The organism is Achromobacter kerstersii (assembly GCF_902859595.1).
Classification (GTDB): domain Bacteria; phylum Pseudomonadota; class Gammaproteobacteria; order Burkholderiales; family Burkholderiaceae_B; genus Achromobacter; species Achromobacter kerstersii.
In genome coordinates, this window is sequence record NZ_CADIJQ010000006.1 from 285,872 (window position 1) to 304,932 (window position 19,061).

The window sequence follows — 19,061 nt, forward strand, 5'->3', positions numbered from 1 at the left end:
CACGCCACAGGCGACTCATCACACCGGATGGTTGATTCGTCATCTTGATCTTGTCCAGCGCGCGGCGAACGGCGATTTTCTTAATCTGTCCCGATTCCACACGTCCGCGCCGCCATGTCCGTCCCGCAAGCCCCCTCGCGCCATCGGTTCCGGCCGTCCCGACTTGCCTTGCTGGTGCTGCAAGCCGGCATGTCGACGGCGTATTTATTCGGGCGCCCGGCCCAGGCCCAAATCCAGACCCAGCCCGCGTTGGTATATGTCTTTCGCGGTGCGGACGGCGCCTGCTGCACCAGCGGCGACTACCCGGACAACGGCTTTGACGGCCAATGGGGCCAGCGCGACTTTCTGCAACAGGACCGCAACGTCAACATCACCGCAACCGCAGTTGGGCAAACCGGCATTCTGATCGACGTCAGCGGCGGCAAGGGCGGTGATGGCCGCGACGCGCCGTCCAACTTCAACCACTGGGGCGGCAACGGCGGCGGCGGGCGCATCATCGACTACACGCTGTCGGCCAGCACCGTGTCGGCTGCGGGCCGTGGCATCAGCCTGACCTCGGCCGGCGGCAACGGCGGTCTGTACGCCAATGCCGACGGGCGCGCCGGCCATTTCGGCAATGGCGGCGATGGCCATCTGGCGCGCATCACACTCAACAACACCACCGTCACCGGCACGGGCTTCGGCGTGGCGGTGCAATCCTGGGGCGGATCGGGCACCGACAGCGCCATCGTTGGCGGGTTTGGCGGCGCGAATGATTCGGGCCGAGGCGGCAACGCCGGCGACGCCACCGCAATCTTGCAAGGCACGACATCGATCACGGCGCGCGGACCCAGCCCGGACGACGTCAGCGCAGGCGTGGGGCTGATCTCGCTTGGCGGCAATGGGGGTGCGGCGGAACATTCCGGCGACTTCGGCGGCCACAGCAATGCCGGGCGCGGCGGCGATGCAGGGGCCGTGACGTTCACATCATCGGCAAACAGTGCGGTGACGGCGCTGGGCGACGGCATGTATGGCGTGATTGCGCGATCCATCGGCGGCAATGCGTCACAGCGTAACGACACCGATACCAAGGCTGCGGCAGGCGGCAACGCGGGCCTGGTCACCATCACGAACGGCGGCAAGATCACCACCACCGGCAATCGCGCAATCGGTATCTATGCGCTGAGCCAAGGCGGCAATGGCGGCAACGGCGGCGATGGTTCCTGGGCCGACGGACACAACGGCGCTGCGGGCGGCAACCCCGGCGCCATCACAATCACCAACACCGGCGCCATCACCACAGGCGCCGCCAACACCGTCGGCGCAAAGGGCATTGTCGCCAGCGTCCTGGGCGGTGAAGGCGGGCCGGGCGGGTCCAGCGGCGCCTTCGGCTCAGGCGGCAATGGTGGCGCGGGTGCGATGGCCGGCCAGGCCATCACGCTAACCAACGCGGGCGTCATCAGCACCATGGGCAACGATGCCGCGGGCGTGCTGGTGAACAGCGCGGGCGGCGGCGGCGGACTGGCGCAGGCCAGCAACGGCTTCATCGCGGTGGGCGGCGGGCATGGCGGCATGGGCGGCGCAGGCGGCGGCGTCGCCATGACGCACACCGGCAGCATCGATACCTCGGGCGACAACAGCGCCGCCGTGACGCTGCAGAGCATAGGCGGCGGCGGTGGCGCGGGCGGTGACGCCAACGCCACCGGCGTGATCGCCACCGTCGCCATCGGCGGTGCGGGCGGCGCAGCGGGCAACGGCGGGCTGGTGCAGTTTTCATCGCAGGGCAAGATCTTGACGCGGGCGGGCAATGCGCCCGGCGTCGTCTTGCAAAGCATCGGCGGCGGCGGCGGCACGGCCGGGTCGGCCAACGCGGTGGGCGTGGGCGTGGGGCTGAACGTCACCGTGGCCACAGGCGGCAAGGGCGGCAGCGGCGGCTCGGGCAGCACCGTGTCGTTCACGCAGGCCAGCACCGGCACGATCTCGACACTAGGCCCCCACAGCAACGGCGTGCTGGCCCAGAGCATTGGCGGCGGCGGCGGCAACGGCGGGCTGGCCAATTCGCGCACCGTCACCATCGCCCCGCCCACAGGCGACAACCCCAGCGGCACGGTTACGCTCGCCATCACCAATGGCGGGGCGGGACAGGGCGCGGGCAACGGCGGCAACGTCACGCTCACCAACGACGGCAGCATCCGCACGGCCTCGGCGCAAAGCCATGGCATCGTCGCGCAGAGCGTGGGCGGCGGCGGCGGCAATGGCGGCGGCGTGCTGGCCCCGGTCAAGACGCCGACGATCGGCAACTCGCTGGTGTCGTTGGACCTGAGCATCCGGCACGGCGCGCAAGGCGGCCAGGGCGGCGGTGGCGCAAGCGTGCAGGCCAACAATTCCAGCAGCGGTGTCATCGCCACGGCGGGCACAGGCGCAGCGGGCATCGTGGCGCAGAGCATTGGCGGGGGTGGGGGCAACGGCGGCATCGTTCAAGCGCTGGACGCCAATGCCTTCAACGCCATCGTCGGCTCACCGGCGGCGCTGCCCGGCTTGCTGCAACAGGCCGTGAAGTGGCTGGAAGCGGCCCCGCAGATGCAGATCAGCAAAGCCATCAGCCTGTCCACCAGCGTCACAACCGGCGGCCAAGGCGGTGGAGGCGGCAGCGCCAGCGCCTTCAATGTGCGCAATGACGGCGCCATCACCACGCAAGGCGACCATGCTCCCGGCATCCTCGCGCAAAGCATCGGCGGCGGTGGCGGCAACGCCGGATTGATCGATTCCACAGGCGCGTCGAGCCTGCTGTCGAGCATCGACGCGCTGATCAAGGCAGCGGAATCCGGCGCGCAGAATCTGTTCACCGTCGCCCTGCCGCAAACCAGCATCACCCATCAAACGGGCGGCAGCGGCGGCACGGGCGGCGCGGGCGGGGGATCAGCAAGCGATCCCGCCATCGTGATCAATACCGGCACCCTCACCACGCAAGGTGATGGATCGGCCGGCATCGTGGCGCAGAGCATCGGCGGCGGCGGCGGCCGCAGCACGGCAAGCGGCCAGGACTTGCAAGACGTCGTCACCGCGGCGGCCGGGAATCAAAGCGCCGCGATCATCGACAAGATCACGCAAGTCATCAACCTCCTCGGTACCAAGGGCGGGTCCGTGCTGGGCTCATTGATCCATGTGCAAAACGGCGGCTCCGATGGCGCAAGCGGCTCGGGCGGCGTCGTCACCGTAGACGCCAGCGCGTCGACCAGCCGCATCAACACACAGGGCTTGCAAGCGCCCGGCATCCTGGCCCAAAGCATCGGCGGCGGCGGCGGCGTGTCGGTGCTGGACCAGCCGATGTATCTATGGAGCGCGTTCACCACCACCACGACGCTGGGCGCCACCGGCGCACAACGCAATGCAGAATTCACTTTGGGCGGCCAGGCCAGCGTCATCCATGGCGGTGTGCTCACGACGCAGGCAGGCGGCGCGGCCGGCATCATGGCGCAGAGCGTGGGCGGCGGCGGCGGGTTGACGACCTTAAGCCTGCGCAACACCAGCCTGGCCAACATTTCACAAACCGCCTCCGTGGGGGTCACCTTGGGTGGTGACTACACGTTCAGCAACTCCGCGGCATTCAATAGCGCGTTGCTGTCGGGTGGCGCGGTCAGCGTGGCGAACAACACCGGCCTCATCACGACGCAGGGCTGGCTGTCGCCGGGCATCTTCGCACAAAGTGTGGGCGGCGGCGGCGGTGCGGCCATCGTGTCGACCAGCGCGTCACTGGGCAGCGTCGATATACAGCTGGGCAGCCTCCAGACCGTCGCCACGCCATTTTCCACGCTGACGGGTCGCGGCGGCAACGTCACCGTCTCGAACTCGGGCGGCAGCATCGTCACGAACGGCGCGCTGTCGTTCGGCGTGCTGGCCCAAAGCGTGGGCGGCGGTGGCGGGTATGCCTCGCTGGATAACACCGCGCGGCCAGCGGCCAACCCCATGACCATCACGTTCGGATCGAATGGAAGTATGCAGGGCGCGGGCGGCGTTGTGACCGTCACGCAGGACGTGGGCGGCCGCATTGTCACCGCTGGCGCCAACGCGCATGCCATCGTCGCGCAGAGCATTGGTGGTGGCGGCGGCATCGCCGGCTTGGCGCTCCAGCCCAATCTGACCACCTTGAAAGCCGTGACGGCCCCCACCCAGGACGGCGACGGCAACGCCGTCAACCTGTCGTTGTCGGGCGTGATCTCGACGTCGGGTAATGGCGCGGCGGGCGTGCTGGCGCAAAGCATCGGCGGCGGTGGCGGCCTGACGGGCGACCAGTCGTCCGCCAGCTACTCCACCCGCATCATCCAAAGCGCCGGCTTGACCGGCGGCACGGGCAACTCGGCAGGGGTCAATGTGGCCATTGGCACGGGCGGCACCGTGCAAACCTCAGGCGCAAATGCGCCCGCTATTCTTGCCATGAGCGTGGGCGGCGGCGGCGTCTTCAAGGACGGCACGCTTTACCAATACGGCACCCCCAACAACGCGCTGGCCTACGGCGGCCCCGTCACGATCAGCCTGGGCGAAGCGGCCCAGGTTGTCGCCACGGGCGCGGGCTCGCCCGCCATCGTCGCCCTGAGCAACGGCGCCAATGGCGGAGGGCGGGCCGTGTCGATCAGCCTGGGCACGCGCGCACTCGTCAGCGCGAACGCCACCTCCGGCACGGGCATTCTTGCCGTGGCGCCCTTGGCCACCACCACCATTACCAACGCCGGCACCATTCAAGCCAAAACCGCGATCGAGGTGTCGGGCCAGGCGCTCGTCAACAACACCGGCACCGTGGCCGGCGATGTGCAGCTGGGCAACGGCAGCACGTTCAACAACAACGCGGGTGGCAACCTGTACACCGGTTCGCAGTTCGTGGGCGATCTGAACAACGCCGGTATCCTCAACCCGGCAGGCCCCGGTGCGTACGCCGCCACCCGGTTAACGGGCGTGCTGAACCACACCGGCACCTATCGGCCCGACCTGGATTTCGGCAACCATCACAGCGACTTCATCTCGGTGTCTGGCCCATCCACGTTCGGGGGCATCATCCAACCCGTGCTGCATAACCCCGTGAAGAACGTGTGGATGGGCATCGCGCATTTCGACGCCGAGCAATCGCAGATTCCCGCCACCGATAGCGACAGCCCCTTGTTCAGTTATGCGCTGAAGAACAACGGCGCAGGCGGATGGCGCGATCCGCTGATTTCGGTGGACGCCAATTTCACGCCCTCGGCATTGCCCGTCAGCGCAGACCACCGGAGCATCGCGACTTCCTTGCAAAGCCTGTGGAACCAGGGCGACTCACGCAGCGCAGCACTGTTCGACAAGTTCACGGGCGTACAAACCGCCGGCCAATACCGCGATGCGCTCAATGGCGTGGCCCACGATGGCCAATTCGCCCGCGCGGCAAACCAGATACACGCGTCCTATGCCTCCATGAGCCGCATGATGAGCTGCCCGGGCTTTGTCGGCGAAAGCACGATACTGCGTGAAGGCAATTGCGTCTGGTCGCGGCTGGACACCAACTGGACGCAACGCAAGAGCACGTCGGATGACCAGGGCTATCGCATCCGCCAGACCGCGCTGACCCTCGGCGCGCAGCGCGAAATCGTCAACAACTGGTTCCTGGGCGGCTCGCTGGCCTATGCCGCCGGCAAGACGACGTCTTCGAATGACTTGACCGGCAACAGCGACACGTTCTCGGGTGGTTTGGCGCTGAAGTACAACCGCGCGCCGTGGCAGATTGCCGTGGCCGTTCATGGCGGTGTTGAGAAAAGCAGAATGTCGCGCGGCACGCTGGATGGTGTGGCCAAAAGCAAACCTGATGCGTCCTTCCTGGCCGCCCGCTTGCGCACCGCGTATGAATTCAGCCAGCCCACCTGGTATCTGCGGCCTTATGTGGATCTGGACGTGAACCACATCCGCCAGGATGGCTATCAGGAAAGCGGGGCGGGGCTCTTTAACCTGAAGGTGCGCGGCAATGACACCACGTCGTTCATGGTGTCACCCATGATCGAACTGGGCGGCCGGAAAGACCTGGCTAACGGCTCCACCTTGCGTTCGTATGTGGCCGGCGGCATGAGCTTTCTTAACGGTGGCGATGTGGTCACGACGATGCAGCTAAGCAGCTTCAACGCCACGCCGTTCTCGCTGAAGTCGGGCATGCCGCGCACCTACGGCAATCTGTCGGCGGGCCTGGAAGTCGTGAGCCCCAAGGGCATGGAGTTAAAGACGGAATACGCCTTGCGCGGCAACGGACAGTACCGCGACCAATCGCTGACGCTGCGCGCCGCCTACCGCTTTTGAAGGGGCGGTGGCGGCGCTTGAGATTACTTGCGCGACCAATGCCCCATGCCGGCATCGTCATAGAACTTGATGTCGAATCCGCTGGCCTTGCCCTGATCCATCTTGAACACAATGGACGCCAGCGAATCCACCAGCTCGGCTTCGCCGACCGGGGCGAACGCGAAGGTATCGCCGTCCCAGTGCTTGACGGGAAAGCGCATTCCTTTGGGTCCCAGCACCAGGCTCAACCCGCCATTGGCTTCCTGGATTTCCGCAGGACCGTAATAGGGGTTGTCGAAATGGCCGGTGTATTGCGACAGCGCGCCGGCAGGCTTGCCGTTCGCCGGTTTGGCCTGCGCGGACAGATCGGCTTGTGGCGCAAAGAAGGCCTGCATGGCGCCGTTGTACGCGGCGAACCAATCGCGCGTGGGCTTGCCATACAGCGCCGTGTCGATGAAGGTTGCCGCCACCGATTCTGCTGCACCCACGGGCGCGCCGTTGGTCAGCACCACGATGCCGATGCCCGCCGACGGCACGATCCGGAACGTCGTGCCCGTGCCCATCAGGAATGCGCCGGAATGCCCCATCGACGGGCGTCCGCCCAGCTCGGTATTGACGTTGAAGCCATAACCGTAAAAGCCCGAACGCGCGTCAAGGTTGTGCGCGCGCGCACTGAACGACTGCGGCGACAAGGCCGGCAGCAGCGCGCCCGGCGCGATCATCCGCTTACCCTGGAATTCACCATCGGCCAGCAATAGCTTCAACCATTGCGCCATGTCTCCCACGGTGGACGACACGCCGCCCGCGGGCGCCTGCTGATCCGCATTGCGCTGGCCCAGCGGCACGAAGCCCCCCTTCTGATATCCATGCAGCACGGCGCGATTCGTGCGCGCCATGAAGTCGTCGTAGCGATAGCTGGTGGACGTCATGCCCAGCGGCTTGAACAGCACGTCTTGCGCCAGGCTTTCCCAAGGGCGGCCCACGGCCTTCGCCACGGCTTCTGCGCCGATCGTCGTGCTGAAATTCGCGTAGTGATACGACGTGCGAAACGCGTCCAGCGGCAGCAGCCGCAAGCGGGCCATGACGTCACCGCGCGTATAGCCCAAGTCTTCCAGGTCGTCGCCCGCCGTGCCAGGCAAACCCGAGCGATGCGCGAAGAAGTCGCCGATGGTGCCGTGCGCTGACACATAAGCGTTGCTGAGCTTGAAGTCCGGCAGATAGCGGGCCACGGGGTCGTCCCACGCCACCACGCCTTGCGACACTTCCATCGCCGCCACAGTGGCCGATAGCGACTTTGAAATCGACGCAATCTGGAACACAGTGCCGGCATCCACCGGCGCGTTCTTGCCCACTTCACGCGTGCCGTAACCCTGGGTCAGCACCGTCTTGCCGTCCATCACCACGGCCACCGCCATGCCCGGCACATGGCTGCGCTTCATGATGTCTGCCACCACGCGCGGCAGATCCTTCACGGCTTGTTCGCGGCTGCCCTTGGGGATGGCGACGACGTCGGCGGGCGGGCTGGCATGCGATTCAACGGGAATCGGCTGCGCCCACGCTGACGCGGCGCCGCTCAGGGCCAGCACGCACAGGCCTGCAATGAAGTTGGTTTTGCTAGTCATGGTGACCTCAGAATCCCGCTTGATAAGCGATGCGAAAAACACCTTGGTTGATGCGGATGGCCTGATCGCGCTGATGGGTCACGCCGGCCTGCACGATGAACCCGACCGGTGTGACGTAGGTGACTGCGCCGGACAACGCCCAGTCCCAATCGTTCTGCAAGCCGTACGGCGCCAGCCTGCCGTCGCTGCCCGATAATTTGCGCGCAGCGGCGGTGGCGGTCAATTGCCAGCGGTCGCGCGACAGCGATACTGACGTCACGCCATTGCCGTTGCGCACGGGCGCGCCGCGAAAGGCGCTGGAAAACGTGGCTTCGTTAAACCAGCTGAGCGCCCACGCATTGGCAAGCGGCGCGTCGTATCGAAGCCGGGCAGAGACGGTGTTGGCGCTTTCACCCATGCCCGGGTCCACATGCAGGCGGCCGGCGTCCACGCCGCCCGACCAGCGTTCCAGCCCCGGCAGATCCCGAAAGTCATAAGACAGGATGAACGACTTCAGTTGGTCGCTGAATGCCGGCGGCTGATCTTGGCGAATGAAACCATCGTCCAGACTGAAGCGCTGGTTCAACGCGGTGTCATCACGCTTGAACAACACCGCCGCCACCGAATGCGTGCCGTTGCCGCCGGTGGCCAAGGTGTAGCGGCCGCCCAATCCGATGGAACCGCGAAACTCCGAGTTCTCGTTAAAGCCGCTGTACAGGCCATCGATGACGTGCCACGCGTCGCCAAAGCCCAAGTCCATCTTGCCGCCGTACAAGGCATAGCGGTCGGCGGTATAGGCCGCGAACAGGTTGTCCAAATTCACGCCCAGGTCCGAGAACGCGTTGTCTTTGGTCTCGTTGTTCGACGAGTTGAGCGTTGCCTTGGTGCGGATCGAAAACCGCTGCGTCAGTTGCATCACCAGTGCGGCTTCCGCCGTGGGCTGCACGCTGCTCCAGTGCGACCGCGGAATCTGTCCGTTGTCATCCTTGATGCCAAAAAACCCGGTGTAGCCCGTCATCAGCAGAAAGCGGCCGTTCAGCTGCGGATACGTGCCTGCGTCTTCGCCCAACTGGCTGTACGGCGTGAGGAAAATCTCGGTCTTGAAGATGTCGGGCCCGCCTTGCGCAGGCACTTCTTGCGCATACACCTCTTGCGCAGACGCGTCTTGCGCAGACGCGTCTTGCGCAGACACCTCTTGCGCAAAAACGCCATGCATCACCAATGCCGCCACGAGCCCGTGGCATACCGATAATCCAATGCGCTTGCCCATCGCCAAGCACCGGCCAGACTCGATCACCGCGCCAGCTCAGCCGCCAATTCGCGCACCTGGGAATGGATGTTTTCGAACATCGCGAAGTTCACGCGGCTGGCCACCACGAAGACGCCCAGGTCGCGATTCGGCGACAACACCGCATAGCTCATGAAGCCGCCCAGGCCGCCGCTCTTGCCCAACAGCAAGGGTGTGCCGTTGCGCGGCAGTGACACCACCCAGCCCAAGCCCATGCCATCGGCGCTGGTCACTTCGGTTCCCACCACGGATTTCAAGCCGTCATACGGCAGCCACATGACATGGTCCAGCGCGAAGGCTTCCTTGGCCTGGCGCGCGCCGTCCAGGTGCCAGCGCATCCAGCGCGCCATGTCGGCCGCCGTGGAATAGATGCCCGCGCTGGCGTACATCACGTCCGGCACCGGCGCGTTGGGGTCCGGTTTGCCAAACGGGTCCAGCCCCGTCATCAGGCGCTTCTTCTGCGCGTCGTTCACCACATTGGTGGTGTCCGTCAGGCCCGCGGGCTGCGTGACTTCGCGGGCCAGCACCGTTGAATAATCCGCGCCGCCCGCTTTCGCCAGCGCATCGCCCAGCAAGCCGAATCCCAGGTTCGAATAAAGCGTGGTGGTGCCGGGCGTGTAGGCCGGCTTGTTGCTGCCGATCCATTTCCAGTAGTACGCGCGATCAAAGGCGGCGTAGGGGTTGTCGGACGGCTTGGCGTTCGGGTCCGGCAATTCGCGCGGCAAGCCTGCGGAATGCGTGGCCAGATCCAACAGCGTGATGGGCCGCCCGTTAGCTTCGACGCGGGCATTGTCGGGCGCGTACTTGGCCAGCGGGTCGGTCAGCTTGACCTTGCCCTTGGCGGCCAGCGACGCCAGCACATCGGCGGCGAACACCTTGGATACCGACGCAATTCTGAAAATGGAATTCGCGTCCGGCTCAACGCCATTGCCCGGCGCTGTCTCGCCGTAGCCTTGGATGACCACCTCATCGCCCCGCACCACCGCGATGATGACGGCCGGCGCACCCGAGTTCAGAAACAGCTGCATGCCGGCCATGGACACGGCATCTTGCAACGCCAGGTCAGTCGCGCGCGCCGGGGCCACGCCCAACGCGCACGCCGCCGTCAAAGCCAGGGAAGTCAAACGTGTGAAAGCGCGAGTCGCCAGCATGCCAATTCTCTCAAGGTCGCCCGGGGGATGGGAGTTGCGGGAAGGGGTCACCGCAAGCGAGATCATCCCAAAACCTTGGAAATTGACCACCTTGCCAGGACGAAACAACATTCCCGCATGACGAATGACATAGGCGCGGGGCGCGGCGGCCCCGGCTGGCGGGTCAGATCCCCATGCGTTCGCGCAGCGGCTTGCGGTACGAGCGCGACACGGGCCATGCGCCCTCAACCGAGCGCATCCTGATCAGCCACTTGTCGACGCTGCGGCGGTCAACGTCCATGACATGCAACGCATTGGCAATGGCGGTGCGGTGTACGCGGAAGAAGATCTTTTCGGGCAGCAAGGTCGACCACATCCCGAGGGCGCGGGAGTCCAGCACCATCGAGCCGTCTTCCAGCCAGATCTCGCTGTAGTTTCCTGCCGACCGCACGCCAACGATGGTCTCCGGCTGCACGCCCCGCACCACGCCGCGCATGTTCAGATAGACCACCGACATCGAGCTCTCGTGCATCGCTGTGCGGTTGTGATCCAGGCTGTTGGAATACTTGGCCTGACCGATCAGGTTGGCGCATTGATACAGCGCGTTGACCTCGGCGGCCGACCAGCTGCGGTGCCGGGCGGTGGTGTCGAAACCGATGATGCCGTACAGCTTCTTGTCATGAAACACCGGCACGCTCAGCACGCTTTTGTTGCCCTGGCGCACGAACTCGGCCTGGATGATCCGCGCCGTGCGCGGCAGGTCGTGCACATCATGAATGGCCACGGCATAGCCCTTGACCATGAACCGGTGCAGCCACGCAATCAGCGTGGTCGGCACATCTTGAAGTTCGGCAACAAACGGCTGCGTCTGGCCGCGGCACCATTCATGGGTATTGCGGAATCGCAGCATGTCGGGCCGGTACTCGATCAGCCACGAACGATCCACATCGGACGTCTCGCCCATGAAGGCCAGTTGCTCGGATATCGCATCATCGGCCGGGCGCTTGAGCAGGCTCATCGCGCAACGGTAGACCCAGTCGGGCGAACGGTCTGACGGGCGATCCGGTTCAGTGCCGGCGGCACCGTCGAAAGCGGTGTGAGTCTGATACTGGACGGCGTCCTTCACTGCGTTTCCCCTGGCGGCCGAATCGTGTGTCGTCCCTGTGTTGCTGTGCAACACGCCAAGCGGCGATTTTCACTCTGGGAAGGGGAAATGACAAGCGCGGGAAAGGGCGGCTGGGCCTCCTGAGTTACTTGCCGCAGCCCGAGCCCACGCGCGACGTCGGCAACGGCGTATCGCCACCCGTATTCCCCGCGAATTGGCGGATCTTTTCCGCCAATTCCGGCGTGGGCCGCTCATAGCCGTAGCAGTACGGCGGCGTCGGCGCCGATTCGGGGCGGTAGTCTTCCAGCACCGGCTTCGCGTCGCCCAGATAAAGATTGTCTTTCAGACGCAGGAAAGCCTTGTAGTCGCGCGTGTAGCCATGCTGCGCCTTCAGTTTTTCGTAAGCGCCGCGATCGGATTCGCCGTTGTCCAGCGCGCTGCGTTTGGCGGCGATGGGGATGTAGTGGCAGTAGTTGACGTTGATGCCTTCCACCGTGGGAAAGAACGCCGGCTCCACGCACTTGCGCTGGGTGGTGTTGTTGAAGATGTTTCCTTCCACAAAGGCTTTGGCCTCCAGGCTGAAGCTCATGCCGTAGAAGTCCCAGTTTTCCAACAGGTTGTTGAACAGGTGGAACGTGCCGAACTGCCCGCGAGGGTTGCGCTGCACGGTGTTGAAGAAATAGTTGTGGTGCAGCGTCACGCGCGCAATCGAATCACGGTCGTAGTTTTCGAACAGATTTTTCGATGTGATGTTGTTCAGCAGCATGACCTTGTTCGAGTTATGGAACTTGGTCCATGAAATCGTCACGTCGGTCGAGCCATTCTTCACGTTGAGCAAGCGGTCAGACATGCGCGACAGGTCCATGTGGTCGACCCACACGTCGCGGCTGCCGTTGGCCACGTTCACGGCTTGCGTCAGCCGGTTCAGGCGGCCGTCGATGGTCAGGTGCGTCAGGATGACGTTCTGGCTGCCGTACACGCCCAGCCCGTCGTCAATCAACGTGACCTGCTTGCCGCGACCGTCGATCGTTACGTTCGACGGCACGCGCAGCTGCTTGTCCAGCACGATGGTCATGTCCGACGCAAAGCGTATCCACGTTGGCCCCTTCTTCGCTTGCGCGAGCGCGGCGCGCAGCGTGCCTGGGCCGGAATCCTGGTCGGACGTGACCTCGATGAATTTTCCGCCCAAGCCGCCCGTGGCCTTGGCGCCATAGCCTTCGCGTTGGGACAGCAGCGACGAAACGAGCGGGCAGTGTTCATCCGGGCTGGCGCACGATTCACTTGCGGCCGCCACGCCGCCTTGCAACAGGGCCACGGCAAGCAGCCACTGGATTGGCCGACGCACTGTCCACCGGCTCGTTTTCATTGCTGTCTTCATCAAGGCTTGATTCCTATTGCTGCGCGGAGCGATCCGCAGACTGCACATGGCGCCAGATGCCCCCGCTCAGGCGCAGATTTTCGGGGGGGCCGGCCACGTGTTCGCGCAGCCGTTCAAAATACGCCTGCTGCCAGCGCTTGGCATAGGCGTCGGCGTCTTCACCGGGGTTGGCGGCGGGCAGCATCTCCAGCGTGTAAGCCACGTGGCCGTTCTCCCATCGCGGCGCGTAGAACACCGACGGCACGCCAAGACGATGCGCCAGGTGCGATGCGAAGCTGGAATACGTGACTTCCTGCCCTTCAAAGGTCGTGCGCGGTGCGGCGGGATTTGCCGCGCCATCAATCGCCAGACACAGCACGTAGCCCGAATTGATGGCGCGCATGCAGGCCTTGGCGACCTGCGCTTCGGTCTGGTCGGCAGTGGAGATCAGCGCCGTGGAATAGCTGCTCTGGGCGATGCTGGGCGCGGTGGCGAGCCAGCGCGACGGGATGCCCAGCAGCTCCAACGCCATCAGGCCCGCGTACATGGGGCCGACGTGCGCGGTGGCCACCACCACCCCTTTGCCGGCCGCCAGCAGCGGTGCAAAGAAGCGTTCGCCGGTATCGAGTTCGCCCAACAGCTGCATGGATTCTTCGACGTCATCCTCGCGGCATTCCAGCCAATCGAACAGCAGGTGATCGATCATGTGGCCCCAGCGCGCGCGGCGTTCCCATTCTGCGCGGTCCACATTCGTGTCACCGCGCATCGACCACGCCCAATCCAGACGCGCCTGCGGAATCGGGGCGGTATCCAGCCGCGCTTCCATCTGGGCCATGGCTTCCTGGAAGGTCTTCGGCAGGTTCGCGCTGCGGGTGGCGACGTATTTTTCGTACAGGGTTTCGGCGTCGCCCTTGCGGCCGGCCTGCGACAGCGCGCCGATGGCGGCGCGCTGCCACATCAGCTTGTCGGGCGACTTTTCCACAAGCTTCAACATCTGGTCGGCGGCTTCGTCGTACTGCAACGTATAGCGCAGCGCGCGGGCATACAGCGCGCGCGTCTGTTCCAGGTCCGGCGCCAACTCCATGGCCTGCGCAAGCGGCGCCGCGGCTTCTTTGTAGCGGCCAGCACGCAACAGCGTTTCGCCATACAGCGTGAGCAGCCTGACGTCCGCAGGCGCGGCGCTCAGGCCCGCTTCGAAATGCGTCAGCGCGTGCACCTTGCGATCCTCTTCAGAGGCGCGCCGAAGGTGCGCGAGGCCCAGCGAGGCGCGCAATGCCGCGCAATCGTGGTTTGCGCTTAAGGCCGCATTGCCCAGTTGGATGGCGGCTTCCGCGCGGTCGTCTTCCAGCAAGGCGCGCACGGCCATCGTTGCTACGCGTTCGTTGGGCAGCTGGTTCGAATCCAGGCTTGCCGCAATGCCCGCCGCCTCGGCCACGTCGCCGTTGCGCACGAACGCCATCATCCAGGCATACGCTTCAGCAGGATCGTCTTTGGCCATGCCGACGGTTGCGCGCGCGACCTCGGCGGCATCCGCCACCCGCCCGGCCTGCACGCGCAATTGAATGCGCGCGGCATGCAGCGAGGCGTTGGCGGGCTCGATGCCGGCCGCGGCGTCGGCCTCGGCAATCGCGCGGTCCCACTGCTTGCTGCGGCCCAACAGGCTGGCCAGCAAGCGGCGGTCATCAGCGCGTGTCGGGTAAGCCACCGTCAGCTTTTCAAGCGCGGCGATGGCGGGTTCGAAGCGCGCTTCGCGCATCCACGGCGCCACCATCAAACGTCGCACATCGCGCCAGCCGTCATGGGCTTCGGCCAGCGCCGGGTCCAGCCGGGCCATCTCGCGGGCGGGGTCGCCCGCCGCGTAAATGTCCTTGATGACCTCGCGCAGCCGCGCGGTGGCGTCGGCCGCAGCGCGACGGGTTTCAATTGCCGTATCAACCATGACGCAGCCCCCTCAACAATGCCATCGCAACGCGCGAGATGAACATCAACACAAAGCCCAGCGCCAGCGCTTGCAGCAGCAGAACCATCGTGCGCGGGCTGCTCGGACGGTCGGTGGGCACCGGCTGAGCAATGATGGACAGGTAACGTTGCAAGCGCAGCGCGTCCGTCATGGCCTGCTGGTACGACTGCTGCGCCAAGGTCAGGTTCGAATCCGCAAACGCCTGGGCATTTCTCAGCGACTCATACGATTTCAGCTGCTTGGCTTCGGCATTGCCGTCGCCGCTTAGACGGCGGCGCACCGACGAAATCCGCTTTTGCAGCGCCAGCACCTGCATTTCAGCGGGCTTGAGCATGAAGTGGTCTTTGTTGCCCAGCGCGCGAATCTTGTCCAGATTGATCTGCGCGCTGCTGAGCTCGGCCTCCAGCGTGCTGGACAGATTCAACAGCATCGCCACCGTCGCCGTGGGGTCGATGTTGCCGTGCGTTGTCCGCCATGACATCAGCGCGTCGCGGGCGGCAAGCGCCTTTTGTTCCGCAAGCTTCACCGCCTCTTCGCTGACCTTCAATTTATCGGCCACGCCTTTCTCGTTCATCGAGCTGACGAACTCTTCGGCCAGGCTGATCAGCGCCTTGGACAGCGTTGCCGCATCTTCCGGCGAGAACGCGCTGACGCGCAGCACGTCAATCTGCTCCAACGCATTGAACGACACATGCACCGACGACTGATAGGCGCGGTACAGATCGTCTTCGCTGGAATCTTCGGAAAGATGGTTGAACGGGTCCACGCCCGCATGGATCAGGTATTGGCGCAGGCCGACTTTCTTGTCCAGCTGCTGCATGGCGTCGCGCGATTTCAGGAAGTCGCTGACGGCCCAGCCGTCGACAAAGCCGCCCAGCATGCCGCCCATGTTGCCGGTGGTGAGCAGGCTGGCCGCGCCGCCGCCACCGCCTTGCTGGCCAGAGCCCGATTGCACGAAGAACCGCGATTCCGCTTCATAGCGCGGCGTGGCGATGGCAAGCACATACACCAGCGCCAGCGCCACCGGCACGATGACGATGAACGCGTTGATCCAACGGTGGCGGCGGCGTTCGCGCAGCGCCGCCTGCCGTTCGCGACGGCGGCGTTCGATCTCGGAGCCGCCCTCAGATCCCGAGCTGGCTGTCTTCGAAGCCGCCTCCGAAGACGTCATCGCCGGTGCCGGAGTCGCTTCGTGATCGTCGCGGGGGGTATTTGCTGAGGCATTGGTCGAGGTCGTCTTCGATGCTGAGAGCGCTTCGTTCATAAATCAAGCCTTTTAGGCAATAGTCCGCCATCTGGTTCTGGCGGTAGCTAGAGAGAATTAGGGTTCGGCCGATCAGCCGCTCTTCGAACAGCGCCAGCCATAGCCGGGTGAAACGGCAGGGTTCGAAAGGGATGGCCCCTTCGATCACGTAGACATCGAACGCCGGCGCCAGCGCCAGGGCGAACGAGAATTCCTGCCGTACGTAGAGCGGCCAATGCTCCATGGGCTTGGCCAGGCATTTGGGATCGCTGATCAGGTCTGCGACCAGTTCGAACGTGGCATCCACATCGATTTCGTACATCTCGCAGACGAAGTCGATCACGGCAATGCCGCTGGCCTTGCCGCGGATAAAGCCTTGCCGGCCGATCGCCCACGAGACGTTGCCGTCATGTTTGACAAAGCCCTGGCGCGGCGGACGCAGGCAGCACAGCACGTCGACGATCTGGCGATGCATTTCCGGCGAATGCGACAGCAGCGCGTAGCGCCCCACCGGAATGTCGAGCGTGGCGTTGGCCAGCAGCGGCTGCCGGCTTCCAAAGGCATAGGGTTCGTCAGTGACGCCGTTCAGATGGATCATCTGCTTGCCTCACATCGGTTGGACATTGGGGCGCGCAAGACGCTCGGCCGCCAAGGCAACCACCATCATGAACACCAATGCCGTCAGGAAATAGCCCAGGCTGGCGTCGTGCGAATCGTAGGCGGCGAAGTACGCCGAACGCAGCAGCTGCATGCCGTGGGCAAAGGGCGACCACAGAATCCAGGGCCGCAAGTGTTCGGGCAATTGCTCCGACACAAAGAACACGCTGGAGAAGATCTGTAGGCCCCGCTCGATCACCGGCGCCAGGCGCAGGAAGAAATGCCAGAAGGTGGCGATCGACCCGAACAGCACGCCCATGGCGGAGCCGCAGCATCCCATCAGCACCACGAACAGAATGAACCCCGCCCAACTTTCGGGAAGCGTGATGAGCCCCAACCCGTGGCCGGCGCTGATCAATACCGCGAACACCACGAGGTACACCGACACGTAGATCAGCGCCTGCACCATCGCGCACATCAGCGGCGTGACGCCCTGAAAGTTCAGCAAGCCTCGGGCCGACACGTACGCGGTGCTGCTTCGGAAAACAATCTGCCGGAACATGATCCATGTGGTGGCCCCCAACAGCGAAAACGTTTGCACGTCCATGCCAAGAATGAAGTGCGTCCCCATCAGGATGTACAGCGACGAGATCAGCGTCAGCAGCACCACCGGGCCAACCAAGGCCCACAGCAGCGCGATTCGGCTTTCGCCATGAATCACCCGCAGCTGATACACGAACAACGCCATCAGCGTGCGCCCGACGGGCCGCCCACGCGCGGCATTGCCCGGGTGATGCCCTTCATGCAAGGCTTGCAGGCGTTCACGCAGAATCGCAAGATCACCGGCCTCGCCTTGCGGCAGCTCGATTTCCAACGCGATGTCGTTGCGCGACGCATGACGGCGCGCATCGCGCGCTTCGTCCTGCTTGCGCCGTTCCACGCGCCGCGCATGCGCCGCCGCCAGCCGCTCGTCTTCAGCGATCAGCTTGGGCGGCATGTAGCCCGGCGTGAACACGTCGACGCCCGCGCGGATGTCCTGCTCCAGCAGGCGCACGATCAGACGCAGCCGCCGCCGGGAAAAATCGGCGAGCGTCTCATCGACCTTGCTGCGCGCAATTTCAGCGTCCAGCTCGGCCTGCACGGCCTCGTACACCGCGCGGCGGGCGGCCACGGAATCGTGCGGCTCGCCTTGCAGGCGCGCCAGCAACGGCTTCAGCAACACGCCCGGCTTGGCTTGTGCTTCAAAGAGCGCGGCCGGGTCCAGGCGCCAGGCATCGACCCCCGAACCCACCGCGTAGTTACTGTCCTTGCGGCGGTTACGCCACCCCTTGATCCGGTCCTCGTTACTCATCGACACGCTATTGCACGCCGGACGAACTCGAACCCGAATCGCTATCGATGGCTCGCGTGGCGCTGAAGCCGGCGCTCATCGTGACGCGGAAGGCCGACAAGACCTTCTGCACCTGTGTGAACGGCGCGTCCGAGATATAGATGGCCTGGCCTTCATGGACCGTAAATTCGCGGGCCAGCGCCACTTGCTCGGGACGCGTCAGATCAAACTGATACACCACCGGCAGCAGGTCCGCCTTGCCTTCCACCCCGGCCTTCGCGGGCGTGAACAGGAACACGGAACGCGGGTCGGCCAGCTTGTCGTCCAGGCCACGGGAATCGGCCAGTGCATCCAGCACCGAGTAGTTGCGCTTGCTGATCGCCACACGGCCTTGGTTACCCGCAGCGCCCAACACGGTCAGGTATTCACGCGAGTCATAGGCGGTGATGACATCGCCCGGCCGCAGCATGATGTCGTTGTTCTGGTTGCGGTAGATATCCGACAACCGCACCGATGCCACCTGATTGTCGCGGCGCAGGCTGATCACGAGCTGTTCGGGATTCGTCTGCACCGGCGCGGCCTGCGCCAGCGCGCTGCTCAGGCGTTGCGCGGTTTGCGTGATGGGATACATGCCGGGCTTGGTCAGGTTGCCCTGCACCGTCACCATCTGCCCGCGCGCATCGGCTGCGCGCGTGACGCTCACATCCGCGCCCACGACAAGCTTGGCCAGCCGCTGCACGATGGCGTCATGCAATTGCGAGAGCGTCGAATCCGCGGCGCGGAATTTCCCCAGGATCGGGAACGAGACATACCCCGTCCGGTCGATTTCCTGATTACCCAGGTCGCTGACGCCGGACGGGTCCGCCGCGAATACACCCAGGCCACCGCGTTCCCACACTTTGACGTTGATGCCGTCGCCCGGCACCAGGCGGTCGAATCCTGCCTGCGTAAGATCCCGGTACGGCACCGGAAAGTCAGACACCTCTGGCACCTGGCTCGCGCGCGCAAGCTCGCGCGAGGCGGGCATCACGACGACATCCTTGTCATCGTGAGCCCCCGTCATTTCGCTCAACATCGGACCGGAACGCGGCAGCTGGCATCCCGAAAGTGAAAGAGCGGCCAACACCAGCAGGGCGAAGGCCGCGTTGCGCCGCAGGCCGAAAGCCGGGACGTTCATGTGCAT

At 64.9% G+C, this 19,061-nt stretch carries 11 protein-coding genes; 1 reads left to right on the top strand and 10 read right to left on the bottom strand.

The window, feature by feature from the left end; translation table 11 throughout:
• Positions 1-114 precede the first annotated feature (114 nt).
• Entirely contained in the window at positions 115-6,288 is a 6,174-nt protein-coding gene (locus HV765_RS19235) for an autotransporter outer membrane beta-barrel domain-containing protein (protein ID WP_175170653.1), read from the top strand.
• Between the two features lie 23 nt (positions 6,289-6,311).
• Here HV765_RS19235 and HV765_RS19240 read toward each other — a convergent pair whose 3' ends face one another.
• The 10 genes from HV765_RS19240 to HV765_RS19285 all read right to left on the bottom strand — a co-directional run bounded on the left by HV765_RS19240 (position 6,312) and on the right by HV765_RS19285 (position 19,061).
• Positions 6,312-7,889 carry a serine hydrolase gene (locus tag HV765_RS19240; protein ID WP_175170654.1) on the bottom strand — a complete coding sequence of 526 codons (1,578 nt, stop codon included), beginning with the start codon at positions 7,887-7,889 and terminating at the stop codon, positions 6,312-6,314.
• Positions 7,890-7,896: 7 nt separating this feature from the next.
• Positions 7,897-9,138 carry a hypothetical protein gene (locus HV765_RS19245; RefSeq protein ID WP_254600635.1) on the bottom strand — a complete coding sequence of 414 codons (1,242 nt, stop codon included), beginning with the start codon at positions 9,136-9,138 and terminating at the stop codon, positions 7,897-7,899.
• A 23-nt stretch (positions 9,139-9,161) separates the two neighbouring features.
• Positions 9,162-10,307 (bottom strand): D-alanyl-D-alanine-carboxypeptidase/endopeptidase AmpH, encoded by a 1,146-nt coding sequence (gene ampH, locus HV765_RS19250; RefSeq protein WP_175170655.1) that lies wholly within the window; start codon positions 10,305-10,307, stop codon positions 9,162-9,164.
• A gap of 163 nt (positions 10,308-10,470) precedes the next feature.
• Positions 10,471-11,412, bottom strand: a complete 942-nt coding sequence (locus HV765_RS19255) for a GAF domain-containing DNA-binding protein (protein ID WP_254600636.1) — start codon at positions 11,410-11,412, stop codon at positions 10,471-10,473.
• A 124-nt stretch (positions 11,413-11,536) separates the two neighbouring features.
• Positions 11,537-12,769, bottom strand: a complete 1,233-nt coding sequence (locus tag HV765_RS19260) for a pectate lyase family protein (RefSeq protein ID WP_054421089.1) — start codon at positions 12,767-12,769, stop codon at positions 11,537-11,539.
• 13 nt (positions 12,770-12,782) lie between these two features.
• A complete protein-coding gene (locus HV765_RS19265) occupies positions 12,783-14,687 on the bottom strand; it encodes a tetratricopeptide repeat protein (protein ID WP_175170656.1) in 1,905 nt (634 codons plus the stop codon).
• Positions 14,680-15,879 (bottom strand): KpsE/RkpR family capsule polysaccharide export protein, encoded by a 1,200-nt coding sequence (locus HV765_RS19270; RefSeq protein ID WP_156336331.1) that lies wholly within the window; start codon positions 15,877-15,879, stop codon positions 14,680-14,682. The genes HV765_RS19265 and HV765_RS19270 overlap by 8 nt, the downstream gene beginning before the upstream one ends.
• Positions 15,833-16,549 (bottom strand): P-loop NTPase family protein, encoded by a 717-nt coding sequence (locus HV765_RS19275; protein ID WP_054421087.1) that lies wholly within the window; start codon positions 16,547-16,549, stop codon positions 15,833-15,835. The genes HV765_RS19270 and HV765_RS19275 overlap by 47 nt, the downstream gene beginning before the upstream one ends.
• Positions 16,550-16,558: 9 nt before the next feature.
• On the bottom strand, positions 16,559-17,899 hold the full coding sequence (locus HV765_RS19280) for an ABC transporter permease (protein WP_175170657.1): 1,341 nt from the start codon (positions 17,897-17,899) through the stop codon (positions 16,559-16,561).
• A gap of 7 nt (positions 17,900-17,906) precedes the next feature.
• Positions 17,907-19,061, bottom strand: a complete 1,155-nt coding sequence (locus HV765_RS19285) for a polysaccharide biosynthesis/export family protein (protein WP_054421085.1) — start codon at positions 19,059-19,061, stop codon at positions 17,907-17,909.